Source organism: Kangiella geojedonensis (assembly GCF_000981765.1).
Lineage (GTDB): Bacteria > Pseudomonadota > Gammaproteobacteria > Enterobacterales > Kangiellaceae > Kangiella > Kangiella geojedonensis.
On record NZ_CP010975.1, the window covers coordinates 2,389,586 to 2,414,756 of the forward strand.

The 25,171-nt window shown below is 44.1% G+C and carries 23 protein-coding genes; 15 read left to right on the forward strand and 8 right to left on the reverse strand.

Annotation, left to right across the window (positions count from 1 at the left end):
- Positions 1–54 precede the first annotated feature (54 nt).
- Complete coding sequence (locus TQ33_RS11010; protein WP_046562082.1) at positions 55–732, forward strand: type 1 glutamine amidotransferase domain-containing protein; 678 nt, start codon at positions 55–57, stop codon at positions 730–732.
- Positions 733–793: 61 nt separating this feature from the next.
- On the opposite strand, the gene TQ33_RS11015 is transcribed toward TQ33_RS11010, so the two are convergent.
- Both TQ33_RS11015 and TQ33_RS11020 read right to left on the reverse strand, forming a co-directional pair.
- Positions 794–1,351 (reverse strand): DNA-3-methyladenine glycosylase I, encoded by a 558-nt coding sequence (locus tag TQ33_RS11015; protein WP_046562083.1) that lies wholly within the window; start codon positions 1,349–1,351, stop codon positions 794–796.
- 26 nt (positions 1,352–1,377) lie between these two features.
- Positions 1,378–2,169 (reverse strand): tryptophan-rich sensory protein, encoded by a 792-nt coding sequence (locus TQ33_RS11020; protein ID WP_046562084.1) that lies wholly within the window; start codon positions 2,167–2,169, stop codon positions 1,378–1,380.
- Positions 2,170–2,294: 125 nt separating this feature from the next.
- Here TQ33_RS11020 and glyQ point away from each other — a divergent pair, with 125 nt between their 5' ends.
- The 3 genes from glyQ to gmhB are packed head-to-tail and all read left to right on the forward strand — an operon-like array spanning position 2,295 to position 5,866.
- On the forward strand, positions 2,295–3,233 hold the full coding sequence (gene glyQ / locus TQ33_RS11025; RefSeq protein WP_046562085.1) for a glycine--tRNA ligase subunit alpha: 939 nt from the start codon (positions 2,295–2,297) through the stop codon (positions 3,231–3,233).
- Complete coding sequence (gene glyS, locus TQ33_RS11030; RefSeq protein WP_046562086.1) at positions 3,233–5,308, forward strand: glycine--tRNA ligase subunit beta; 2,076 nt, start codon at positions 3,233–3,235, stop codon at positions 5,306–5,308. The genes glyQ and glyS overlap by 1 nt, the downstream gene beginning before the upstream one ends.
- Before the next feature lie 3 nt (positions 5,309–5,311).
- On the forward strand, positions 5,312–5,866 hold the full coding sequence (gmhB, locus tag TQ33_RS11035; protein ID WP_046562087.1) for a D-glycero-beta-D-manno-heptose 1,7-bisphosphate 7-phosphatase: 555 nt from the start codon (positions 5,312–5,314) through the stop codon (positions 5,864–5,866).
- Here gmhB and TQ33_RS12015 read toward each other — a convergent pair.
- Positions 5,861–6,037, reverse strand: coding sequence for a hypothetical protein (locus TQ33_RS12015; protein ID WP_169745475.1), 177 nt, complete (start codon positions 6,035–6,037; stop codon positions 5,861–5,863). The genes gmhB and TQ33_RS12015 overlap by 6 nt on opposite strands.
- 207 nt (positions 6,038–6,244) lie before the next feature.
- Here TQ33_RS12015 and TQ33_RS11045 point away from each other — a divergent pair, with 207 nt between their 5' ends.
- Both TQ33_RS11045 and TQ33_RS11050 read left to right on the forward strand, forming a co-directional pair.
- Positions 6,245–7,015, forward strand: a complete 771-nt coding sequence (locus TQ33_RS11045) for a sugar nucleotide-binding protein (RefSeq protein ID WP_046562089.1) — start codon at positions 6,245–6,247, stop codon at positions 7,013–7,015.
- Positions 7,016–7,126: 111 nt separating this feature from the next.
- The gene (locus TQ33_RS11050; RefSeq protein WP_228640173.1) at positions 7,127–7,852 is read left to right on the forward strand and encodes a DUF481 domain-containing protein; all 726 of its coding nucleotides are present in this window, start codon (positions 7,127–7,129) and stop codon (positions 7,850–7,852) included.
- 81 nt (positions 7,853–7,933) lie between these two features.
- Here TQ33_RS11050 and TQ33_RS11055 read toward each other — a convergent pair whose 3' ends face one another.
- On the reverse strand, positions 7,934–8,464 hold the full coding sequence (locus TQ33_RS11055) for a gamma carbonic anhydrase family protein (RefSeq protein WP_046562091.1): 531 nt from the start codon (positions 8,462–8,464) through the stop codon (positions 7,934–7,936).
- Positions 8,465–8,601: 137 nt separating this feature from the next.
- Here TQ33_RS11055 and TQ33_RS11060 point away from each other — a divergent pair, with 137 nt between their 5' ends.
- From TQ33_RS11060 to TQ33_RS11070, 3 genes are all read left to right on the forward strand, one after another.
- The gene (locus TQ33_RS11060; RefSeq protein WP_046562092.1) at positions 8,602–11,061 is read left to right on the forward strand and encodes a bifunctional diguanylate cyclase/phosphodiesterase; all 2,460 of its coding nucleotides are present in this window, start codon (positions 8,602–8,604) and stop codon (positions 11,059–11,061) included.
- Positions 11,062–11,167: 106 nt separating this feature from the next.
- A complete protein-coding gene (locus TQ33_RS11065; protein ID WP_046562093.1) occupies positions 11,168–12,052 on the forward strand; it encodes an ATP-grasp domain-containing protein in 885 nt (294 codons plus the stop codon).
- 42 nt (positions 12,053–12,094) lie between these two features.
- The gene (locus tag TQ33_RS11070; protein WP_071841138.1) at positions 12,095–13,090 is read left to right on the forward strand and encodes a TraB/GumN family protein; all 996 of its coding nucleotides are present in this window, start codon (positions 12,095–12,097) and stop codon (positions 13,088–13,090) included.
- 74 nt (positions 13,091–13,164) lie between these two features.
- On the opposite strand, the gene gorA is transcribed toward TQ33_RS11070, so the two are convergent.
- Positions 13,165–14,544: a glutathione-disulfide reductase gene (gene gorA / locus TQ33_RS11075; RefSeq protein ID WP_046562094.1), complete on the reverse strand. Its 1,380-nt coding sequence runs from the start codon at positions 14,542–14,544 to the stop codon at positions 13,165–13,167.
- Positions 14,545–14,728: 184 nt separating this feature from the next.
- Between gorA and TQ33_RS11080 the strand changes: the two genes are divergently transcribed.
- From TQ33_RS11080 to TQ33_RS11100, 5 genes are read left to right on the forward strand one after another with little or no spacing between them, the layout of a single operon-like run.
- Positions 14,729–15,799: a CDP-glycerol glycerophosphotransferase family protein gene (locus TQ33_RS11080; protein WP_046562095.1), complete on the forward strand. Its 1,071-nt coding sequence runs from the start codon at positions 14,729–14,731 to the stop codon at positions 15,797–15,799.
- Positions 15,800–15,813: 14 nt separating this feature from the next.
- Positions 15,814–16,215 carry an adenylyltransferase/cytidyltransferase family protein gene (locus TQ33_RS11085; protein WP_046562096.1) on the forward strand — a complete coding sequence of 134 codons (402 nt, stop codon included), beginning with the start codon at positions 15,814–15,816 and terminating at the stop codon, positions 16,213–16,215.
- A gap of 20 nt (positions 16,216–16,235) precedes the next feature.
- Positions 16,236–16,994 carry a glycosyltransferase family 2 protein gene (locus TQ33_RS11090; protein WP_046562097.1) on the forward strand — a complete coding sequence of 253 codons (759 nt, stop codon included), beginning with the start codon at positions 16,236–16,238 and terminating at the stop codon, positions 16,992–16,994.
- Between the two features lie 6 nt (positions 16,995–17,000).
- Positions 17,001–19,046, forward strand: coding sequence for an oligopeptidase A (prlC, locus tag TQ33_RS11095; protein WP_046562098.1), 2,046 nt, complete (start codon positions 17,001–17,003; stop codon positions 19,044–19,046).
- A complete protein-coding gene (locus TQ33_RS11100) occupies positions 19,047–20,591 on the forward strand; it encodes an FGGY-family carbohydrate kinase (protein WP_046562099.1) in 1,545 nt (514 codons plus the stop codon).
- A 5-nt stretch (positions 20,592–20,596) separates the two neighbouring features.
- On the opposite strand, the gene TQ33_RS11105 is transcribed toward TQ33_RS11100, so the two are convergent.
- From TQ33_RS11105 to TQ33_RS11115, 3 genes are read right to left on the reverse strand one after another with little or no spacing between them, the layout of a single operon-like run.
- A complete protein-coding gene (locus tag TQ33_RS11105; protein WP_046562100.1) occupies positions 20,597–21,226 on the reverse strand; it encodes a TetR/AcrR family transcriptional regulator in 630 nt (209 codons plus the stop codon).
- The gene (locus TQ33_RS11110; protein ID WP_046562101.1) at positions 21,226–22,035 is read right to left on the reverse strand and encodes an outer membrane lipoprotein-sorting protein; all 810 of its coding nucleotides are present in this window, start codon (positions 22,033–22,035) and stop codon (positions 21,226–21,228) included. The genes TQ33_RS11105 and TQ33_RS11110 overlap by 1 nt, the downstream gene beginning before the upstream one ends.
- Positions 22,036–22,065: 30 nt before the next feature.
- Positions 22,066–24,633: an efflux RND transporter permease subunit gene (locus TQ33_RS11115; protein WP_084617012.1), complete on the reverse strand. Its 2,568-nt coding sequence runs from the start codon at positions 24,631–24,633 to the stop codon at positions 22,066–22,068.
- A 153-nt stretch (positions 24,634–24,786) separates the two neighbouring features.
- Between TQ33_RS11115 and TQ33_RS11120 the strand changes: the two genes are divergently transcribed.
- A complete protein-coding gene (locus tag TQ33_RS11120; RefSeq protein ID WP_046562487.1) occupies positions 24,787–25,125 on the forward strand; it encodes a DUF3703 domain-containing protein in 339 nt (112 codons plus the stop codon).
- Positions 25,126–25,171: the final 46 nt, after the last annotated feature.

Below are 25,171 nucleotides of genomic sequence, written 5' to 3' on the forward strand. Positions count from 1 at the left end.
AAACACATTCGCGACGCCATCTTTGTAGGTAACACACATCAATTTTGGTGATTCATGAAAGTTCTAATGATATTAACTTCGCACGATCAACTAGGCGACACTGGCAACAAAACCGGCTTTTGGCTTGAAGAGTTCACCTCGCCTTACTATGTCTTCAAAGATGCAGGAGCTGAAATAACCTTAGCTTCGCCTAAAGGTGGTCAACCACCGCTCGATCCAAACAGCGACGGTGATGATGCTCAAACTGACACCACCCATCGTTTTAAAGATGACAAGGCAGCCCAAGAACACTTGGCTAGCACAAAAGTATTGTCGGATATTAACCCTGATGACTATGATGCAGTGTTTTATCCAGGCGGCCACGGTCCATTATGGGACCTCGCTGAAAGTGCTGACTCGAAAGCTATTATTGAGAGAATGTACCAAGACAACAAACCTGTTGGCGCAGTATGTCACGCTCCCGCGGTCTTTAGACATACTAAAAATCAGCAAGGCGATCCCATTGTTTCGGGCAAAAAAGTCACTGCATTTAGTAATTCCGAAGAGGCAGCCGTTGAGTTAACTGATGTCGTACCTTTCCTTGTTGAAGACATGCTTCAAGAAAATGGTGGAAAGTACTATAAAGGCAATGACTGGGAGTCTTTTGTCCAAATCGATGGCAACTTGATTACGGGCCAAAACCCAGCCTCATCGGCAGAAACAGCTAAAGCCGTTCTGGCGCAGTTAGGATAACTCCTAGTAGCCTATCACTATAATGAAAAGCCACTGATTTCAATTCAGTGGCTTTTTTTACCTATCTGCTCTCAACGAAACACTCTTCAACATGATCATCAACCATGCCCGTGGCTTGCATAAAGGCGTAGCAGATGGTGCTGCCAACAAATTTAAAGCCATCTTTTTTCAGTTGTTTCGCCATCGCATCTGACTCGGGCGTAGTGGCAGGAACATCTTTTAGGGTTTTTCGATGATTATTAACAGGTTCACCACCCACAAACTGCCACACATAGTCTTTGAAGCTTTGCTCTCTGGTTATCTCTAAATAGCGCTGGGCGTTGACGATAAAGGCATTCACTTTGAGTTTATTTCTTATAATTCCAGCGTCATTTAACAGCTGTTCGCGCTTTTTATCATCATATTCTGCAATCTTAACCGGATCAAAATTATCAAACACTTTACGGTAATGTTCGCGTTTCTTGAGTACGGTAATCCAACTCAAACCTGCCTGAGCACCCTCTAGGCATAGCATCTCGAACAGCTTTTGATCATCGTACTCAGGACGTCCCCACTCGTTGTCGTGGTAGTCTATGTAGAGGGGATCGTCACTCACCCAGCCACAGCGTTTTTTTGTCATTAGGATTCCTTAAGGTTTTTATATCGCTAGTCTTTGCTCTTAGCCGAATAACTGGCATTCCACTTGGTGCCGAAGTAACCAGCCACCACCAACATAATCAAAGCAAAAAACGCCGACACATAAACCAGTAAGTTAGGGTTTCCGGCACCGTTTTTAACCATAATGGCGATATAAGCCCACACTCCAACCATCGGATATACAAAGATCGCTGGCTCTAAGCCTTTCTTTACCTGCTTAAAGCTCAGTACCAACGCAAACAACACGAGGCTCAACGCGCTCTGCATCACGCTAAAACTTGGATCGCTCAGCCAACCTTGGCCATTGTCATTAACCCACCCAATATTCACTAACCACGCTGACTCATTCGCCACCAGCGCCACACTGATCCATCCAAAATACAACGCTAAAGTAATGTTGGCACTCACAGGACGAGGTCTTTTATCCAACACGGCCAACAGCAGACTGATAAAAATTCCCACCATAACCACTAAAGACCAACCAATCAGCAAATACGACCAGACTATAGTCCAAGCCACGGTAAGGGTTAGCGCTAGAGTTAACCAGCAGTTATAGCTGTAGTCGCCCTCTTCTTTGCGGGAAAATGCCAAACGAACATCTTTTATCGCAACCACCACCAACATGACGAAAATAATACCCCAAATAGAGAAGGCATAGGGCGCTGGTGTAAATGCTGTTGAAAGCCCTCGGCTAACGGTCGCTTGCGTCTCACCATTAATCCCAACGATACTGCTGTAATAGCTAATAAAAATCACCGCAGCGACTAATATCAGGTTGCTAATTGCTTTAATCTTCAACATTTGTGCATTCTCCTGAATTTGTTGGCTTTCTAGGTTAGAAAATAACCCAAATTGCCGTATAATCCGACCTTTAATTAGGATCTGATCCTAGTATTCTTATTCATCACCTTAGCGAAGGCATACTTGTGACTCAAGCTAACGAAAGTACAAAAACATTTCAGGGACTAATTTTAACCCTGCAAAACTACTGGGCCGAACAAGGCTGCGTCATTCAACAACCGCTTGATCTTGAGGTTGGCGCGGGCACCTTCCACCCGGCGACATTCCTCCGCGCTATTGGCCCTGAGCCTTGGAGCGCGGCATACGTTCAACCTTGTCGTCGACCGACCGATGGCCGTTATGGTGAAAACCCAAACCGACTACAACATTATTATCAATATCAAGTTGTTATCAAGCCTTCACCGCTTGATATCCAAGAAATGTACTTGGGCTCACTCAAAGCTATTGGTATTGATCCGCTAGAACACGACATCCGTTTCGTCGAAGATAACTGGGAATCTCCAACGCTTGGCGCTTGGGGTCTCGGCTGGGAAGTATGGCTCAATGGCATGGAAGTGACGCAATTTACATACTTCCAACAAGCTGGTGGTATCGAGTGTAAACCAGTGATGGGCGAAATTACTTACGGCTTAGAACGTATCGCCATGTACTTGCAAGAAGTCGACAGCATTTACGATCTCGTGTGGACAGATGGTCCTCTGGGTAAAGTTTATTACCGTGACGTGTTTCATCAGAACGAAGTCGAGCAGTCAAAGTACAACTTTGAACACGCTAATGTTGATAAACTGTTCGAGCTGTTCGATTACTATGAATCAGAGTCTAAGAACCTGATCGATAATAATCTACCGCTACCCGCCTATGAGATGGTGCTGAAAGCCTCTCATACCTTTAACTTATTGGATGCTCGTGGCGCTATTTCCGTGACTGAGCGTCAACGTTTCATTTTGCGCGTCCGTACTATCGCTCGCGCCGTTGCTGAAACCTATTATGCGGCTCGTGAAGAATTAGGCTTCCCGATGCTTAATGGCGAATCGCCACAAGGCGCACAAAAGGAGGAACAATAATGACATCCTCTAATCAACATTTTTCCGATCTTTTATTCGAGCTGGGAACTGAAGAACTTCCACCAGTCAGTTTAAAAACACTGCGTGATGCTTTAAAAGCGAATGTTGCTGAAGCTTTAACAGCTCAAGACTTTAGCTTCGAGTCGATTGAAAGTTATGCCACACCACGACGCTTAGCCTTGATCGTGCGTCAGTTAAGCGATGCCCAGCCTGATAAAGAAGTAGAGCGTCTTGGACCAGCAGTAGTTGCGGCTTTTGACGATGACGGCAACCCTAAGCCTGCGGCAGTGGGTTTTGCAAAATCTTGTGGCGTCGAAGTGGACCAACTTGAAAGAATAGAGACCGACAAAGGCGAACGCCTTGGTTATACCCTTTCGCAAAAAGGTCAGCCTCTAAGCGAGTTGATAGAACAGAGCCTTAATAGTGCGCTAAAGAAGCTACCGATTCCTAAGCCAATGCGCTGGGGTGATAGCTCCGCACAATTTATACGTCCGGTGCACTGGACCGTGCTGTTGCATGGCTCTTCGGTACTAGAAGCAACGATTCTGGATACTAAGACTGGCAATGTTAGCCGTGGTCACCGCTTTATGGCACAAGGCGATGTTACCTTGCATGATGCCGATGATTACGTGAACAAGCTTAAAGCCCAACACGTTATCGTCAGTTTTGAGCAGCGCCAGAAACTGATTGAAGATCAGGTCAAAGCTGCCGCCGAAAAACTGGGGGGCGTGGCACAAATCGAACAGGACTTGCTGGATGAAGTCACTGGGTTGGTTGAATGGCCTGTCGCACTAACTGGCGAATTTGATACCGAATTCTTAAAAGTTCCAGCTGAGTGTCTAGTGTCATCGATGGCTGAGCACCAAAAGTATTTCCACGTTTTAGATAAAGACGGCAACTTAATGCCCAACTTTATCACCATCAGTAATATCGAAAGCTCAAACCCTCGTGTGGTGATTGAGGGTAATGAAAAAGTTATTCGCCCTCGCCTTGCGGATGCCATGTTCTTCTATGAAAAAGATCAGCAAAGCACTCTAGAAAGCCATCAGGAGCGCTTGAAAAAAGTGGTTTTCCAGAATCAGCTTGGTTCGGTACAAGAAAAAGCTGAACGAGTGGCAGAGCTGGCCAAAACGATCGCGCCGCAAGTGGGTGCTGATCCTGAGCTTGCCCACCGCGCAGGTTTATTGTCGAAGTGTGACTTGACCACTCAAATGGTTGGTGAGTTCGATAAGCTTCAGGGCATTATGGGCACTTACTACGCCCGCCACGACGGTGAAGACGACAGCGTTGCCATCGCCATGACCGAGCAATACCTGCCTAAGTATTCTGGTGATGCGTTAGCGCAAAACCCTGTCGGCCAATGTATCGCTATTGCTGATCGAGTGGATACACTGGCTGGTATTTTCGGCATTGGCCAGGCACCAAAAGGCGCCAAAGACCCATTTGCACTGCGCCGCGCTTCTATCGGCTTATTAAGAACCATTGTAGAAAACCAATTAAGCCTCGATCTGGAGCAATTGGTGGAACAGTCGCTTACCCAGTTTGATGGCAAGCTTACCGATGAATTAGCCGCTGAAAAATTACTAAACTTCATTTTTGATCGTTTCCGCGCCTGGTATCTTGATCAAAATGTTAGCGCCAATACAGTTAGCGCGGTAATGGCACTTCGTCCAACCCAACCTTTGGATTTTGATCAACGCATCAAAGCGGTGCAACATTTCCAAACGTTACCTGAGTCGGAAAGCTTATCAGCAGCCAACAAACGCGTGAAAAACATTCTCGCTAAAGCTGATATTGAGGTGCCTGACACAATTGATCCAAGTTTATTACAGGACACTGCAGAAAAAGCGCTAGCTGACACCATCGGCACCGTCGAGGCAGAGCTTGCCACCATTGATAACTATCAAGAACGCTTAACGCGCTTGGCTGCGCTGCGCGATGATGTCGACGCTTTCTTTGACAATGTGATGGTGAATGCCGATGACGACGCGGTCAAAGCAAACCGTCTTGCATTGCTCAAGAAATTGGAAGGAATGTTTGGTTCTGTAGCCGATATTTCTTTGCTACAAAACTAACGCATGATCGACTGGTCAACGAAGAAAGTCATTATTCTGGATCGTGATGGTGTCATCAATCACGATTCAGATGCTTATATTAAGTCAGCCGACGAGTGGGTACCTATCGCTGGCAGCTTGTCTGCCATAGCGACACTGAATCAAAAGTTTAAAGTCGCGATAGCCACCAACCAGTCTGGGATTGGACGCGGTTTTTATGATGAAACTGTGCTTTCAAACATGCACCATAAGATGGCTCAGCTTCTTCAAGAGCAAGGCGGCCATATCGATCATATCGAATTTTGCCCTCACCACCCTGATGATGGCTGCGACTGCCGCAAACCAAAGCCAACCATGCTGGAGCGGATTGCTGAAATCTTTAACGCAACACCTGATCAAGTGGTCTTTATCGGCGACTCCAAATCAGACTATGACTGCGCGCAGAACTTTGGCTGCGATTTCGTGTTAGTGCTGACTGGCAAAGGGCTTAAAACTTTAGACAAGTTGGCTGGCAAAGATATTACTATTGAAAAGAGCTTAGCGAAGCTCACGGAAGGTATAAATCATGGGCTATTATAAAAATTCTTTTAAAGCTTCAGCCTCTTCAGAAAGTACCGAGCTTAGCAATTTTCGTGGTTGGATCATAATAGCTGGCTTAGCATTCGCAGTACTCTCGTTATTCACACTTGGGAATGAAAATGTTAAAGAAGGCCTATCTGGCTTTTTAACCGCAGGAGTAATGATTTTCATTGGAACTGCTATTAGTTTTCTATGCGATAAGCACGTGTTAGGAAGAGTCTTTTTCCTCCTTACAGTCTTATGTGCAATGTCAGGTTTAATCTTTTATTCAGTACACCAAGCTACATTTGAACACTTTATTTTTATGGTCCTTGGGCTCACCTATCTTTTAGGTGCTCTTTGGTTTCTTAGTAAATATCACCTTTCCTTAGATTAATTATGAATACACTTATCGTCGGCACTGGCAAACTTGGTCAGCGTTTTTATAACTACTTGGTCAGCAAGGGCGAGCAGCCTTACACTTTATCGCGTTCGGAAAAGGCATGGGCAGATAAGCATATTCAGTGTGATTTACTCAAAGTCAGCGATACTTTGCCTGAATTACCAAAACTGGATAATGTGTATATCATGCTGGCGCCTGATGAGCGCACTGAGCCTGCCTATCGTCAAACTTATATCCATGCCGTATCGCGCTTGATTCAAGAGCTTCATAAGCAACAAACTGAATTTCACTGCACCTTCTTATCCTCTACTTCGGTCTACGAAGGCAATATCGAACCACTGATTGATGAATCCGTGAAGCCGAAGCCAGCTAACTTCAAAGGTAAGTCGCTACTGGATGCTGAGAAAAGTTTAAAGAACTTGCACCCAATCACCTCTATTGTCCGAGCTTCTGGTCTTTACTCAGCGGAACGAACTAAGTTGATAGAGAGCTTGTTTGATAAAGATAAATACCTCGACCCTAAATGGCTTAACCTCATCCATGAAGACGATTTGTGTTATTGGTTACACATGGTTGGCAAACGTGAAGTTAGCTTATCCATAGCCTCCGATGGCACGGCTTTTACTCGCCAGCAACTTCAGGATTATAAAGCTGGTGGGGAACGTCCTTCGGAACAAGCGGCTAAACAATATCACTCAGTTCTACTGAAACGAATTAGCCTCCAGTTCCCTAATATTTTTGAATGGATAGATCAGACTAAAAAGTGAAAAATTGGTCATTCTTGACATTTTAGGGAGTGATCCGCTGGTTCGATCTGTTACAATTTGTGCCGCTAACCCCCCAAAAGATATAGACTTGCGAGATTTTTGATTATGACAATGAAAAAGAATTTAATTGCTTTAGCACTTTGTGCTGCTGCTCCTGCAGCATTTGCTGACGGCCTGCTTTCTGATGCGCCAGAAGAAGGTCATCAAGGTAATATTGATCTTGGTTATATCAGCACATCAGGTAACACTGATACAGAAAGCCTTAATGGTGCATTCGATTGGGTCGCACGCGCTTCTGAGAACTGGGCAACAGGCATTCAAATTACGGGCGTCAGTAACTCAAGCGAAGAAGAGCGAGATGCTGAGCAATATACGTTTGCTTGGAACAACCGTTATGACATCAGCGAGAAAAGCTTTTTCTACGGCATACTAGATTATAAAAACGATTATTTCGGTGCTTATGATTATCAAGCGGGCGCATACTTAGGCTATGGTCACCAGTTCTATAAAAGCGATGATGGTCACTTCTCGCTAGGTATTGGTCTTGGTTACCGTATTAATGCCGTCTTCATCGGTGAAGACGAGAAAGAAAGCGTGATTCGTGGCGATTTAGATTTTGCTCACCAGTTGACGGACAACGCTCGCTTTACTCAGACGGTAAGCGCCGTGTGGGGGCAGGAAGTTGATACTTATGTTTCTCGTTCTGCGATTTCGACTAAAATCTCTGAGAACCTAGCCATGAAGTTATCTTACCTAGTAAACTATAACTCAGTGGTTCCAGCGGGCGCTGAAAAGACTGACCGCACCACAACGGTTGGTATTAGTTATAGTTTCTAACTTCAGCTATCATGCTAAAAAAACCGGCTAAAAGCCGGTTTTTTTATACCAATTATTTGTTGAGCCAGCTTAAACTTCGCTCTAACCTTCTAAATGCTCGTTCTTAAGACGCACATAATTATCGGCAGAATATTTGAAGAATTTAATCTCTTCATCCGTTAACTTGCGGATTTTCCTTGCTGGAGAGCCTACCCACAAAAAGCCACCGGTTAGTTCTCTTCCAGGAGGAACTAGGCTATTTGCGCCGATAATCGCATTCTCACGAACAACGGCGCCATCCATTACCACAGCTCCCATTCCAATCAAGCAGTTATCTTCAATAGTGCAGCCATGTAGTATAGCCTTATGACCAACAGTCACATTATCGCCGATAATTAAATCATGCCCTTCTGGGTCATAGGGCCCTGCATGGGTAACATGACAAACGGTACCATCTTGAATGCTGGTGCGTTTACCAACACGAATAGCGTGAACATCCCCACGGAGTACAGCCATTGGCCAGATGGAGCTATCTTCACCTATTTCAACGTCGCCCAGTACCAGTGCGGTATCATCAACAAACGTTTTATCGGCAATTTTTGGTGTTTTTTTCTGAAAAGTACGAATAGTCATAGACTGTGTTTTCGATAAGCTTGCCCCATTTTAGCGGTAAACTCGATAATCGCAAAATAAAACTCCTGCTATCATTTGACAAACCCTACCTAGGGGCTATTCTAAAGAAGGACAAAATTTAGCAAAGAATAATTATTATGGGGTTAAGGGTAGCTTTGGAGCAAAGGATTAAGCCACTGGATAAACAACTTATCAACAGCATACTGGATGATGACTATGCTGCTCTTTTGCTTTGCAATAAGCGTTATGTCATTAAAGCAGTATCGATAGATTCTGATATTACTCCCAATCTCCTCTTAGGCGAAGAAGTTGCCAACATATTGCCAAATTCAATTATCGATGGGACCGAGAAGCGAGCCATAGTCAAGTTGCCTAAGCTCGGTGTTGATCGAGAGTTTTTATTATCCGCGCATAAATTAAAACAGGGCGAGTCTTTTGTCGATCAGGTATTAACCCTACAGGTGTTGCCCAAACGCAATGTGGACGCCTCGATACCAAAAGACAGCGTAAGGGACTACAAAGAGACCATTCTGAAAAACGCCCCTATATTCATTTATGTCCTTGATTACCAAGAAAAAATATTTACTGACGGTCTGGCTAACTACGCCAAACTTCTGGGCTATACCGAAGAAGAAGTTCTGGACATGCCTGATGGTGTATACAGCTTTATTCACCCTGAAGATATCGCTGTCGTTGAAGAGCAAGAGCAAGCTTTACGCCATAGTGATGACCGAACGGTTGTTCCAGTCGAGTTCCGTTTACAACATAAAAACGGTGACTGGTTCTGGATTCAGGTGCACAGCACGATTTATTCCCGCACGGCCGACGGCGAACCGCTTATAGAAATCGGTTCTATTCACAAGATGGATAAAGATCACGAAGCTGAGCTTGCCCTACAGCAAAAAGATAAATACTACCGCACATTGGTTGAAAATAGTTACGACTGCATTCTCATGTACGACAAGAATGGCCTAGTCACTTATATTTCCCCGTCCGTCACTCGGGCAACCGGCTATAGCGAAGAGGATCTTTTAGGCAAAACCTTAGAAGGCTTTATTTATGAGGATGATCGTGAAGATGCCAGCGTTAATCTACGCTACGTTGCCGAGAACCCGGGCTCATCGTCAGTCGTTGAACGACGTATTCGTCATAAAAACGGTGATATTCTCTGGATCGAAAGTCGCTTAGCGAATCACCTTGATGATCCTGATATTCAAGGTGTCACCATCAATTTTCACGTCATTACCGGACGCAAAGAAGCTGAAAATGAGATCCACCGTCTCGCTAACTTTGATACTTTGACCGGACTCGCCAATCGCCACCTATTGCAAAGCTGCTTGTTGCGAGACCTCGAGAGCTGCGAAGCGAAAAATGTCAGCTTGGCTTTTGTCTACATCGATCTTGATAGGTTTAAACAAATAAACGATACATTAGGCCACTCAACGGGTGATCAGCTTCTTATTGCGGTGACCGAATTCATGAAAAAATGCATTCGAAATGGCGACACTCTAGCTCGCATGGGCGGCGATGAATTTGCTATCGTCTTGCCCAACGTTGATGCAGAAGAAGCCCTCGCCGTTGCCGAACGATTATTGCGTTATCTTAAAAGTCCGATAAAAGTTGGTTCGCACCGTGTGCAGTCTGGAGCCAGTATCGGTATCAGCATGTACCCCGATCACAGCGATAATGCTGAAGACTTGTTCCGCTATGCGGATATGGCGATGTACTCTGCTAAATCTGAACGAAATCAGGTCCAATTTTATAAACGCAAATTCAGTCAACAAGAAAACAAACGTCGTTCGATAGAGAAAAAGCTTAAAGTGGCTATCGCAGAGCGACATCTACACCTCTTTTACCAACCAAGAGTCGATATTAATACCGGTAAAATTAGTAGCGTTGAAGCTTTATGTCGTTGGGATGATGCCGAGAGTGGCAGCATTCCACCTAACATCTTCATCCCCATTGCAGAAGAAACGGGTTTAATACACGAACTCAGCCAACTGGTAATGGAAATGGTTTGTCAGCAGTTAGTCGATTGGCACAACACAGGTGTAGATATAACTATTGCCTTTAACTTGTCGGCAAAAGACCTTAAATACTTCGATTTAGTGCACAACCTGCGAGATACCATTAATCGCTATGGAATTTCAGGAAAAATGCTAGAAGTGGAAATCACGGAAAGCGCCGCCATGACGGACGTGATCAATACGGTGAAAGTCCTTAAACAGCTAAAAGAATTTGGCGTCAAAATTTCAATTGATGACTTCGGAAAAGGTTATTCTTCATTGGCTTACCTCAGTCAGTTACCTGTGGATAATCTTAAGATCGATAAGTACTTTATCTCTCGCCTGAGCCCTAACTTTAAAGATCATATGGTTAACCTTAATATTATCCGCACGATCATTTCTTTAGCCCAGAGCCTCAATCTCAGTACAGTTGCCGAGGGGATCGAAACGCCTAATCAATACAACACCTTGAAGTCATTAGGCTGTCATATGGGGCAAGGTATTTTCTTCTACCACCCAATGCCAGCTAATCAGCTCTCAAAACTGCTCCAAAGAGAAGCTCGCTTAGCCCGAAACACCATTAACCAATAGACTACCTAATCGCTCTGTGGATTTGATTAAAGACTTTTATTTTTGGCTATAGTAAGCTAACTGCTTCCTTACGCTAAGTATCTAAATTTAAAGGTTTTATAGCATCATGAACATTGCTATTGCGAGTTGCTTCGACCTCCCTGATTGGGAACAAGATGACGTTCCTTTCTTTAAAGAGCTAGCCGACGTTGGCATTGAGTATCAAGTTATTCCTTGGGACAGCGAAGTTGACTGGAGTCAATTTGACGCCTGCTTGCTTCGCACAACATGGGATTATCAAGAACGAATTGCTGAATTCATGGATTGGATAAACCTTGTCAGCACTCAAACCCAGCTCATTAATTCAAAAGACATTATTGTGTGGAATAGCCACAAACGATACCTTCGTGAGCTGCAACGAGCAGGAATTGATATAGCCCCATCCGAATGGTTGATGCAGGGCCAGCAATACGATATTAGCAAGCTGATGCAGCAACACGGTTGGGAAAAGGGGTTTATTAAACCTTTGATCGGTGCCAATGCCCGCGAGTGCCTACCTTTTACTAACGACGCCACGGGAATCGCACGAGCACAACAACACGTAGACCGATTAACACCCTCGGAAGATCTCGTATTGCAACCTTATTTATCCAACGTCGAATCGTTCGGCGAAACCTCCGGCATCTTTTTTGCGGGTCAATACAGCCATGGAACCCGAAAAGTTCCAGTCCAGGGCGACTTTAGAGTGCAAGATGATTATGGCGCTAGTGATTATGTTTATCATCTTTCAGAGGAAGAGCTAGCGTTGGCGCAGAAAGCTATCGCCTATGTAACAGAGACCATGAGTTTGCCACTATATGCCAGAGTCGACTTCCTCCACCATAAAGACGGTGCGGTTTATGTCAATGAAGTTGAGCTTATAGAGCCCTCTTTATTCTTCAGGCATGGTGGTAAAGAGAGTTGTCAGTTATTTGCTCAAAACCTTGCAAAATTCATAAAGAGCACCCATTAATACCCTATTACAATAGTTACAATGAAGCCCACGGAGTTAATCATGAATAAATTATTAGGGATCCTATTTGCAGGCATCTTAGCGATGCAGGGCTGCAATGACGAACCAGTAAAACCACAAGCCGACCTCAAGCCTAGCAAAGAAACGAAAGTTTCTGACCCGTTACCAAAAGCTGAAGAGGACACACCGTCGCAAGCTGACGACCAAGCGAGTCGTGAAGATTACACCCCAGCCCTTTGGAAGATTGAACACAACGGCAAAACATCTTACCTTTTCGGCTCTATCCACATGGGCGACAAAAGTATGTACCCTCTACCGCAAGCCGTCACCACAGCCTTTGAAGCCAGTGACTCATTAGCGGTAGAAATTGACTTAGGCAACGTTGATCAAATGGCAATTGCACAAAAAGTACAAACCATGGCGATTGATCCTGAAAACCCTCTACCAACAGTATTGAAGGAAGAAACCCTAGCCGAGTACAACGAGTACTGCGCTGAAACTAAAAGCCCTTGCGCTATGTTCAGCTCTTTCGAACCATGGTTTGCTGCTATGACCCTTGAAGCATTGAATATGCAACAGTCCGGTTACAGTGAGCAGTACGGTATTGATATGTACTTTTTGGATCAAGCCCGTAAAGACAAAGACATTATTGAATTAGAAACTATCGACTTCCAACTTAATACACTGGATAGCATGCCATTAGCGTTGCAAGATGCTTTCTTATACTCGGTAGTGACTAAAGGGGCCGATGAGAACGACAAGCTGGTTAAGGCATGGAAGTCTGGTAATGTTGAGGCTTATGTCGAAAGTAGTTTTGAAGAAGCTAAAGAAAGCGGCATTAATGAAGAAGACTATCAATACTTCATGGATACACTGCTATATAACCGAAATAAAGGCATGGCCGACGGTATCGCTAAACACATAGAACAAGGCAAATCGATTTTTGCAGTTGTTGGCGCAGCCCATTATGGAGGCGACAAAAGTGTAAACCACTATCTAGAAGAGAAGGGTTTTAAGGTAGAAAGAGTGAATTACTAATTTATAACCTTCGATCAAAAAAGCCCAGTTTAACTGGGCTTTTTTATCACTGTGAATGACTCTCTACTTCCACCTTATCGCATAGTGACGAACTCTTCCGCCGATGTTGGGTGAATGGCAACAGTATCGTCTAAGTCAGCTTTGGTTGCGCCCATCTTAAGTGCAACTGCGAACCCTTGCAGAATCTCGTCAACACCGTACCCAATACCATGAATACCAACCACTCGCTCTTCAGGCCCCGCACAAACCAACTTCATTTTTGTGGGTTCACGGTGCTGCGTTAACGCCGAGTACATAGCAGTAAATGAGGAAGTGTAAACCTTAACATTCTGTTCACCATAGATGTCTCTTGCCTGAGGCTCGCTCATTCCCACAGTACCAATCGGTGGATGACTAAAGACGACCGTGGGGACATTGGTATAATCTAAAAATTCGTTCTCTTTATTATTAAACAAACGCTCACACAAACGACGTCCCGCCTGAATAGCTACAGGCGTTAACGCCAAACGTCCCGTATTGTCACCAATGGCATAAATTCCTTTTGCCGTTGTGTTCTGATACTTATCCGTTTTGATATTGCCTTTCTCATCTTTCGTCACGCCAGTATTCTCAAGACCCAAGTCCTTCGTCGCAGAAGCACGTCCTATGGCCCAAACCAGTGTGTCCACCGGCCCAATCGAGTCACCGCTTTCGAGATGCAGCATCAATTCACCTGAGTCTAACTTCTCCACTGAGCGTGGAACGCTGTGGGTATGAAGTTGAGGACCAGATTTCCGCATCACATCAACTAAAGTATCAGACAGCAAGTCATCAAATTCACGCAGTGGTTTGTGCTTTCTCACCACCAGATGAGTCTCAGTGCCCAAGGCATGAAAAACGCCAGCAATTTCGACGGCAATATACCCGGCACCGACCACTGCAGCTCTTTTTGGCTGCTCTTTAAGCTCAAAGAAGCCATCAGAGTCAATTCCATGCTCCGCACCTGGGATGTCAGGAATAACGGGGTAACCACCCGTAGCAATAACGATATGCTCCGCGGTATAACGCTCACCATTCACTTCAATCGTATTTTTACCAACAAATTTCGCATAACCCTCGATCACATCGACCTTATTATTACCCAGATTACGCTCATAGCTTTGATGAATCCTTGAAATATAAGCCTCACGACTTTCTACCAACTTTGACCAGTTAAATTCCACGCTGCCTGCATCAAAGCCATAATCAGGAGCATATTTAAAAGCTTCCGCAATTTGCGCGCCATACCACATGGCTTTCTTGGGAACACAACCAACGTTTACGCAGGTACCACCCAATGCTTTAGCTTCGACTATTGCTGCTTTCGCACCATGCATAGCAGCTCGATTGGCTGAAGCAATACCGCCACTACCGCCACCAATAGCGATAAAGTCATAATGATGCTTATCTTGGTTTTCGGATTGTCTATCAGTCATGGTTATTTTGTTCCAATTCTGTTTATAATGTGCTGATTATAAACACATTAAGTTAATATTTAGAAGCTACTCAAATCACAGGGATGACCATAAAAGCCAAGCGGCTGACTATGAACTGGAACAGTTCACATATTTACGCCATGAGCTAGTTTCATCGTTATCTTTTACTCAATAAGTTGTCGCTGTGAAAATATACTTTGATGTTGCCTATTTATACTATTTGCCCCACTTTGAGCCTGTCATCGACGCTCTGCTTGAGCAAACCGGTACGAAACTCGAACTTGGTGTTGTTTTCACATCACCACCTCCAAAGCCCATTATAGAGTCTCTTCAGAGTAAAAATGTTACAAGCAACGTTATTGAGTCTGATGAAAGGCTGAATTTTTACCAGCAACAAAAACCTGATTGGGTCATATTTGGACACGCTGCAGAGATCGCTGAAGCCTTGAACTCACAGTGTAACACAGCCCTAATTCTTCATGGCTTAGGCCCTAAGTCGACCTATTACAATGCATCAAGCGCTCCAATCCAGTATCGCTTTGTAGAGTCCGACGTCCGAAAAGAGCGATTACAGGCGCTGCATCCTGATAAAACATTTATCAGCACTGGTTATACGAAACTTGACCCTATCGTCAACAATAACGCCATTAAACTTGACCTAGAATCTCTAGGTCTCGATCCCAATAAGCCAACCTTGCTCTATTCTCCAACATTCTACCCAAGTACCATTGAGAACTTCCCCAAAGATTGGCCACAAGATTTCAGTGACTACAATATACTTGTAAAGCCTCACTATTTGTCGCTTATTAAATCCGCTTATAAAAAGCAAAGACAACTGCTTACCCATTGGGCGAGTTTCGATAATGTGTATTTGGCCGATGTCAGTGAACAAAGCTTAGTGCCTTTTATGGCGACAGCAGACCTCATGATCAGCGAAACCTCGTCTGCTTTATTTGAATTTATCGCACTCGACAAACCAGTCATTATTTGTCACTTCCTCAAGCTTCGCTGGGGTTATCGCGGCATTCTAAAGTTCCGACTCAATAAGCGCTTATCCGATGACTACCAGCTTTTTCAGTCAATGGGATCGAACATTGGTCGTTACTCAGAGTTAAAAGACACGGTCAAACAGAATCTCAATGGTTCATCCAATTATGCCGAAGCGAGACACTCTATTACGAAACAAGTAGTGGGCAATGTTGATGGCCAAAGCTCTCAGCGAGTGGCCGACTTTTTATTAAGCAATCCAGCATAAACCAAGGTTACACTATGCGCGTTATCACATTTGGTACTTTTGATGTCTTTCACGTCGGTCACGTCAACATTCTGGAACGTGCGCGCTCGTTCGGAACAGAGTTATATGTCGGCGTCTCGTCAGATCAACTCAACTATTCCAAAAAGGGGCGTTATCCCGTATATTCTGAAGAAGATCGTATGCGTATCATCAGCGCTTTGGCTTGTGTTGATTTTGTATTCAGCGAAGAGTCTTTAGAACTAAAAGCCGAGTACATCAAGCATTACAACGCAGATATTTTAGTGATGGGCGATGATTGGCAAGGAAAGTTTGATGAATTCAAAGATATTTGTGATGTTAAGTATTTGCCGAGAACGCCGTCTATCTCAACCACAGAAATTATTGAAGTGGTTCGCCACAAAAACCCGACAAAATAACAACCACAGTAACTCAGTTTATGGATAAGATCCCTATTAGCGTTTTCATCATCGCTCAAGATGAAGAGCAACATATCGCTCGCGTTCTTGACAGCTGCCAGCAATTCTCGGAAATCATCCTAGTTGATAGTGGCAGCTCCGACAACACAAAATCTATCGCCGAGTCGAAAGGCGCTAAAGTATTGCATCATGATTGGGCTGGATACGCCAAACAAAAGCAATACGCCATGAGCCTATGTAAAAATGACTGGGTTCTGAACCTTGATGCCGATGAAGAGCTAACGCCTGATCTTATTGAAGCCTTTAAACACTTTATAAGCTCCGAGCATGACTTTGTTGCGCTAAAATGTCGCCGTAATGATCTCTTCATTGGTCGCTTTTTTTCAAAACTTACTCGATTACCAACAAACACTCGGTTATTTAAAAAAGAACATGTTCAGTACTATATTAACAACTTAGTTCATGAAGGGCCTGAAATTAAAGGAAAGCTAAAACATACCAACAAATTTTTTAATCATTATGGCTACTCCAACATCGATCAACTCACTGAAAAATATAACAAATACTCGACACTCAAGGCACAAGAAAAATTTAATAAAGGTAAAAAGCCTTCTCTGCTTAAGCTCATTTTGATTTACCCATTAGAATTTATCAGGAACTACTTTATTTACCGCTATTGTTTTTCCGGTTTCAGAGGCTTTATTTTTGCAAATTTATCCGCATATTATGCGTTATCGAAAGAAGTAAAGTTGTATGAATTAAGCAAAACATCCAAGTAGGTAATTATGTCTAACCCATTATTGAATCTAACATCACTTCCACCTTTCAAGAAAATAGAACCATCACACATGGTAGAAGCGATTGAAGCTATTATTAAGGATAGCAAAGCAGCCATAAATGAGCTGACCGACACGCTTAAGCCAGACAGCATTACTTGGGATAACTTCGTTAAACCACTTGAAGATATTAATGACCGTCTGGATAGAGCGTGGAGCCCAATCAGCCATTTAAATTCAGTCGCCAACTCCGATGAGATTCGTGAAGCTTACAACGCCTGTTTGCCTTTGCTTTCTGATTACGGCACAGAAATGGGACAGCATCTAGGATTATACAACGCGGTCAAAGCACTGAATGGAAAAGCTGAAGCATTGAATCTTGACAGTGTTCAAAAGAAAATTCTTCAGGATGACCTTAGAGATTTTAAACTCTCAGGAGTGTCTTTGAGTGATGACAAGAAAAAACGATACGGCGAGATTCAAAAGCGGTTATCAGAGTTAACGTCTAAATTTGAACAGAATTTACTTGATGCGACCATGGCTTGGCATAAAGACTTTGACTCTGAAGATGCCCTTGATGGCTTGCCAGAATCTGCTATCGCAGCGGCCAAACAAACTGCTGAAAACGCAGGTGTCGATGGTTATCGTATTACATTAGACTTCCCATCCTATTTACCAGTGATGATGCATGCGAATAACCGCGAGTTGAGAAAGGAAGCCTATACAGCATTCTCGACTAGAGCATCCGACCAAGGGCCGAACGCAGGAACGTTTGATAATAGTGACTTGATGCCAGAAATTCTAAATCTTAGACATGAATTGGCACAACTTTTAGATTTTGAACACTATGGTGAACTATCACTAGCAACAAAAATGGCCCAATCAACTGACGAAGTTATAAACTTCTTAACCGAGTTATCGTTAAAGTCCAAACCTCAAGCTGAACAAGATTTAAAAGAGCTCACTGACTATGCACGCAAACAGCATGGCATTGAGGAACTTCATGCATGGGACTTAGCTTATTACAGCGAGAAACTGAAGAGTGAGCGTTACAGCATCTCACAGGAAGAGTTACGCCCCTGGTTTCCCGAAAACCAAGTAATCAAAGGCATGTTCGAAATTACTGGTACACTCTTCAATATACAATTTCAAGAACGCGAAGATGTCGATACATGGCATGAGGATGTACGTTTCTTTGATATTTATGATCTCAACGAAAAGTACATTGCTAGCTTTTATTTAGATTTATATGCACGCCGTAATAAGCGTGGTGGCGCCTGGATGGCTGACTGTATTGGTCGCCGAGGAACGGCTGATGGTATACAAAAACCTGTCGCTTTCTTGACCTGTAACTTTAACGGGCCTGTAGGTGATACCCCAGCACTCTTCACTCATGATGAAGTCACTACCCTGTTTCATGAGTTTGGTCACGGCTTACACCATATGTTAACTCAAATTGATCATGCTTCAGTGGCTGGTATTTCCGGTGTACCTTGGGATGCCGTGGAGCTACCCAGCCAATTCTTAGAAAACTTTTGTTGGGAAAAAGAAGGCTTAGCTAAGATAGCTCGTCACTATGAAACCGGCGAGACTCTCCCTGCTGAAAAACTCGATCGTTTGCTTGCTGCTAAGAACTTCCAATCAGCAATGCAAATGGTTCGACAACTAGAATTTTCGCTCTTTGATTTCAAAATCCATAGCGAGTTTGATCCTGCCAACCCTGATCGCATCCAAGAACAATTAGATCAGGTTCGCCAACAAGTGTCGGTTATCAAGCCACCAAGCTTTAACCGTTTTCAGCATAGTTTCGGACATATCTTTGCTGGAGGTTATGCTGCCGGTTACTACAGCTACAAATGGGCCGAAGTGTTGTCCGCTGACGCATTCTCACGATTCGAAGAAGAAGGTATATTCAACCCGAAGACTGGCCATGATTTTCTAACCAACATATTACATAAAGGCGGCTCCCAAGAGCCTGCTGAACTGTTTAAAGCATTCCGAGGCCGCGAGCCTTCGCCTGATGCACTACTGCGCCATTCTGGTATAGGCCAGTAGTTGAGCAGCAAAACCTTACTCTCGATTGATAATGGCACGCAAAGTCTACGTGCCATTATCTTTGATGTTCATGGCAATATTCTGGCCAAAAGCCAAATCCCTTTTAATGACTACCAATCTCCCCATCCAGGTTGGTATGAACTTAAGCCTGATATCTTCTGGGATACACTTTGTTTAACCTGCCAAAGGCTGAAGTCTACTGCTAAAGAACACTTCGACAATATTCAAGCTATTAGCGTCACCACATTACGCAACACAGTTGTCAACCTAGATGCAGAAGGGCGCCCTCTTCGTCCCGCCATTATATGGACTGATCAACGTCAATTTGAACACTCTCAGCCACTAACTGGTTATTGGAAATACCTTTTTAAGCTGGCCGGACTGAACGCCACTTTAGACAACTTCCAATCCAGCTGTCAGGCCGCTTGGATTGCTCATCACCAACCTGAAGTTTGGAAAAACACTCATAAGTATTTGCTTTTGTCTGGTTACCTAAACTATCAACTTACTGGAAATTATAGAGACTCCATAGCATCCCAAGTCAGCTACATCCCCTTTGATTATAAACATCATCGCTGGGCCAAACCCTCTGACTGGAAGTGGCAAATCGCACCAATTAGCCCCAACCAACTTCCTGAACTGGTCAAGCCCGGCGACATCATAGGGCAGATTAAATCCGATGCCGCTCAAAGCACCGGACTGCCAGAAGGGTTACCGGTCATAGCAGCTGGCGCTGACAAAGCATCTGAAGTATTAGGCTCCGGTTGCTTGCAGCCAAACCAAGCCTGTTTAAGCTATGGCACTACAGCCACCATTAATGTTACCAGTGACAAGTACATAGAGCCAATACGCTTTATCCCACCCTACCCTTCGTCAATCGCTGACTCCTATACCTTAGAATTTCAAATCCACCGCGGATACTGGATGGTCAGCTGGTTTAAAGAAGAGTTCGCACATGCTGAAAAGCTATTGTCACAAGAACGCGGTGTTGCTACTGAACAAATATTAGAAGAGTCCGTTGCCGATATTCCCCCTGGCTCAGATGGCCTCATGTTACAGCCTTACTGGTCTCCAGGTGTTAAAGTTCCAGGGCCAGAAGCACGCGGTGCTATTATTGGGTTTAAAGACTCCCACACAAAAGCCCATGTTTACCATGCAATCTTGGAAGGTATTGCTTACGGCTTACGGGATGGGTTAGAAAGCATAGAACGCAAAACGCACCAGAAGATTGAACAGCTATTCGTTTCAGGCGGCGGCTCACAAAGCGCAACCAGTATGCAACTAACAGCCGATATTTTTAACCTGCCAGCGATAAGACCGCACACCTATGAAACTTCAGCACTAGGTGCAGCCATCAACGCTGCTGTCGGTATTGGTATTTACGAAAGCTACGCAGATGCTTCTAGCGCAATGTGCAGACAAGGGAAGACATACGAACCGAAACCTGAAAACGTTAAAATCTATCAGGAACTTTATCAAAAAACTTACAAGCGTCTCTATAAACAGCTAAAACCACTTTATAAGAATCTGCACGATTTCAATTAACTATTTTATGCCTTTTCTACTCTAAGGCTTTCCAAGTAGTCTTGCAGGCATTCCCCGGCATCGTAAAAGGCAGCATCGCTCATATAACATTTACATTGCCCAATAATGCCTTCCATGGTTGCGATTAAGAATCGTGCTACATTTTCTGGTTTTAATGAAGACTTGACCTGTTCAAGTCGTTGTCCGCGCTCTAGCACTTCCGCTAGGGCTTGGTGCCATTCATCCCAGATTGCGACAATTCGCGTTCTGAAGGACTCATCAAGTGGCGACATTTCTTGGGTTAGGTTGTTGAGTGGACACCCCGTATGTAATTCACAGGCCGTCATTTCATCGCGGGCTTCTTTCAGCAGTTCGATTAAGCCATCAATTGAGTGATCGATATTTTGTAATGGCGTAATCCAACGCTCATAAATCCACGGTCTCAATACCTCCTCAATAACTGCATGTCCTAACTCTTTCTTACTCCCAAAGTGATGATAAAACGCGCCTTTGGTCAGCGCGGTTTTCTTTAAAACACCATCCACACGGAGACCTTGGTAGCCTTTAAGAAGGATCTCCTCAAAGGCTACATCAAGAATCTTTTGTCTGGTTGCGTCAGCGTTTCTGACGGCTGTTTTTTCAACAGTAGCGTTCATTAACGAGCTCTTTTTAAACTGCTCTTGTTAAAATCATTCTCATCAAGACCAGTGTTAAATTCGTAGTCACTCCATTTTACCACAGTGCTTTTCCCTGTTTGATGGTTTGTCATGACCTGCTTATGACCGCGCCAGAATTTATCGAGATATTGTTTAAACTCTGACACATCCATTGTTTTCAATGCATCACCTTTTTCATCAAAAAATTCAATGCGGTGAACACGGAAGTGCGCTTGGTCAACCCAAGTGACTGTCTTGCTGTAACCAGAGTTGTCATAGGTTGGATATGACTCCACCACGTAGACCTTTTCGCCTTCGATCTCATCTTCGCGCAGAAACTTATAATCATACTTTTCCACTTCAAACGACGATAGGTCTTCATAAGCAAATTCACTGCCCATCCAAGGGCCTGATTTGTTCGATGAAGAAATTCGCTTCACACGTTTTAACGCGGGCAAATATAACCACTGGTCATCATTACCTTCGATATGCGAATAGGTTAAAAAAGCAGTACCTTCTACATCGCGAGGCTCATCAAAAATACTTAAGCCTTTATCGCCATCACCCTCGACCTCAAGGCTCTTAACGCGTACTTTGCGATCAGTTTCATTACCGCCCTTGTCGCGCAAAATCATGGTCATCTTCGCTTCACTATCGCCCCACCCTGTATTGCGGGCCTTCATTTCTTTAGCGACCGCTAGACCTTTAGCTTTGGCATCTGTTATCTCAGCGATTCGTTTATTTGCGTCATCGCCTTGCGCTACAACACTGGCTAACAACAAGCTGGCCAATAGCATTAATTTTTTCATCAATTACTCCTAATCGATTGTTTTAATGAATTAATTCGTTTGTTTCTTCTTTTTTGGTTCAAGCAACATCAGCAACGGAGGCAACAATAAGAAGTCTATGATTAGCGCCGCTGCTAAGGTAATCGCCGTTAAAATTCCCATGTGACTATTCATCACATAGTGTGACATTCCTAACACTAAGAAACCTAATACTAAGACAATGGTGGTTACCGTAAGTGCCATACCCACTGTTTGGAAGGCATACTTCACGGCCTCATGCGAATCCAAACCTTTTTCGCGTCTGGCCCGCAAATACTTGCTCAGGAAATGCACCGTATCATCGACCACAATACCCAGCGTCATGCCGGTTACGACCGATAACCCCATGCCAACTTGGCCTTGGAAGATGGCCCAAATACCAAACGCGACTGCCATAGGGATAATATTAGGAATTAAACTCAATAAACCCAGTTTTAGTGAACGTAAAGCGAATATTAGTAGCAAGGAGATTAATACCAATGCCCATGCCGTACCCTCTAACATCGAGTAAATATTATTCTGCCCGACGTGAGCAAACATCACTGCTGGGCTTGAGCCTTGAACCTGATACTCAGGTGCATTTTGTTCGAACCACTTAGCGAAAGTTTCTTCTAACGCCAATACTTCGACGCTTGATAGGTTATGTAACGCGATTTGTATTCTCGTACCACCCTTGTCACTGCTGACCTGGTTATTTAAATCCATGCCTTTTGGTAAAGACATTTCATACATCAGTGTAAACTGTGCGGTTAGCTCCCTAATTCGCGTATTCAGATCCGTGCCCTCTTCCGGCTCTTTTAAAACTTCATTACAGTTTTCTTCTAAGCTTGTTTCCGGCAAGGCATAACACTCTTCTCGATCAGCGTTCATACTTTTATTCAAACGCTTCATGACGTCGGTATAACTTTGTACGTGGATGACTTCCGGCTGGGCTTCTGCGAATTCTACAAAGTCCTGTAAGGTCGACATGAATTGTGGCTCATGAATACCGTTTTCTTTACCGCTTTGCACGGCGTAAAACATGGTATAAAGCCCTGTCAGATTTTCAGCGGTGTAATCCGAGTCCACGCGGAAGTCGATAGTTTCGTCGAAGTATTTGACGAACTCATCGTTCAATTCATTTTTCGGCAAGAAGGCAATCACACCCACGCAAATCACCACCATCACTGGTAACAACATTTTGCGTTTAGCCACCACAAAGTCAGCAAACTGATCTATTTTTTCATGTTTCGCCGAACGCGCACTCGGCACTTTCGTGGGTAACAGCGTAATAAAGGCTGGTAAAAACGTTATCGAGAAAATGAAGGCAAATGTAACGCCCATCGCCACTACATTACCCAAGTCTCTTAATGGCGGTACGTCACTAAAGTTCATGGTTAAGAAGCCAATCACCGTGGTGATACTGGTCAAAAAGATCGGCATCATATTAATACGAATACTTTCTACCATGGCGTCTTTTTTGTCCAAACCGTTGCGCAGATTCTGCATATAGGTCACTAGCAGATGCACCGAATCCGCCACCGCCATGGTCGCCACTACCGTTGGTACTGAGAATACTGGCGCGGTTAAGAATATGCCTAACCACCCTTCCATGCCCATCGCACCAGCAATCGAGAAGATAATGATCAATACACTACCAATCGTACCGCTGATACTGCGTACCATGAAAAACAAAGCTAGCGGAATAACCAGCAACAGCATGATGGGGGTTAGCGTCATCATATCGCCAAGACCAGTCTCCGCGAACGCGGTATTCATCATGACAACACCAGTCAGGCGCACTTCAAGGTTCGGATTACGTTGCTCGACTTGAGCTTGTAAGTCACGCACATAGTCCGCAACAATTTGTCCTGCGGTTAGAATCTCCGCCTTTTTCTCAGCCAGCTCCTCGCCTTCTAAACCTTCCAAGTCCTTATCGTCCGGCATCTGAACTGTAATATTAACGGCAGTAACAGTTCCTTCCGGATTAATCATGCGGTTAACGACTTGTGGCTCATTTTTTACGATAGCTTCTAACCGATCCAGATCTTGCTGAGATAGGCTATCTATCATCTCAGGAGTGGCGGACTCATGTTCACAAGTACTATCAAAGTCAGCAGACTTCGCTGGCACACACAGTAAAGCGCCCACCAACATATAATCTTCATCTTCAGGCGTGACCCAAGTGTGCTGATAGTTGGTCACTGAGTCGACACGCGTCGAATAAGGCACATGCCAAGCTTCTTCGGTTAACCATTGGATGGTCTTAAGCGTATCCTTCCTGAAGACCTCCCCCTCTTTCGGGGTTAATACCATCATGACATTGTCCGCTTTGTCATAGGTATCTTGAATGTGGTCAAAAGCTATCAATTGTGGGTTATCTTCTGCGAAAAACACCCTATAATCTGGCTTTATGACTAGAAACTTCGCCCCAAACATGGCTGCAAAAAGCAAAGCAAGTGATGCTAGCAACACAATCCAAGGGTGATTAACAACAAAGCGACCAAATTTAACGGTTCTGGTATTTTGGTTTTGGGTAACGTGTTTTTTAGTGTTGACGTTTGAAGTCTTGTTAGTTGAGCCAGTGTTATCTGTCGACATGATATTCCCTCTCCTCTGTAAACGGTGGCTTTCTTTTAACCACAGCTCCGACAAAGGCAGATCAGACATTAAAATATGTTGCCATTTAATAACAAACCAACTAGTCTGTCAAACAACTGGGCCACAGAACAACCCTTCTCTGCGAGGTATCTTATGTCATCCAATACACTGAAAGAAAAATTTGAGAAAGAACTCTCGATTGGCATACAACTATTTGATAATAAAGCATTTAATTCCGCATTTCATCACTTTGAACGGGCTCATATATTGGGTCAACCCCATTATTGGCGCCATGTAAAAAGTCACTACTGGATGCTAAGAGTTGGTTTAAAAATAAGAAGTTTTCGTGAAATAACTGGGCAAATCGTCAGAATTATCGGGTCAGCAGGCTCATTAGTTGGAAAGTACCCTACCGGCAACACCGGCGGCGCTAATGTGTCCCCTTTCAAAACCATGCCTATACCAGACGACTTAAAGCCTTATTTAGAGTAATTCCACGGCACTTAAAGCATCGTGCTTTATTCTAAGCGGGCTCTTA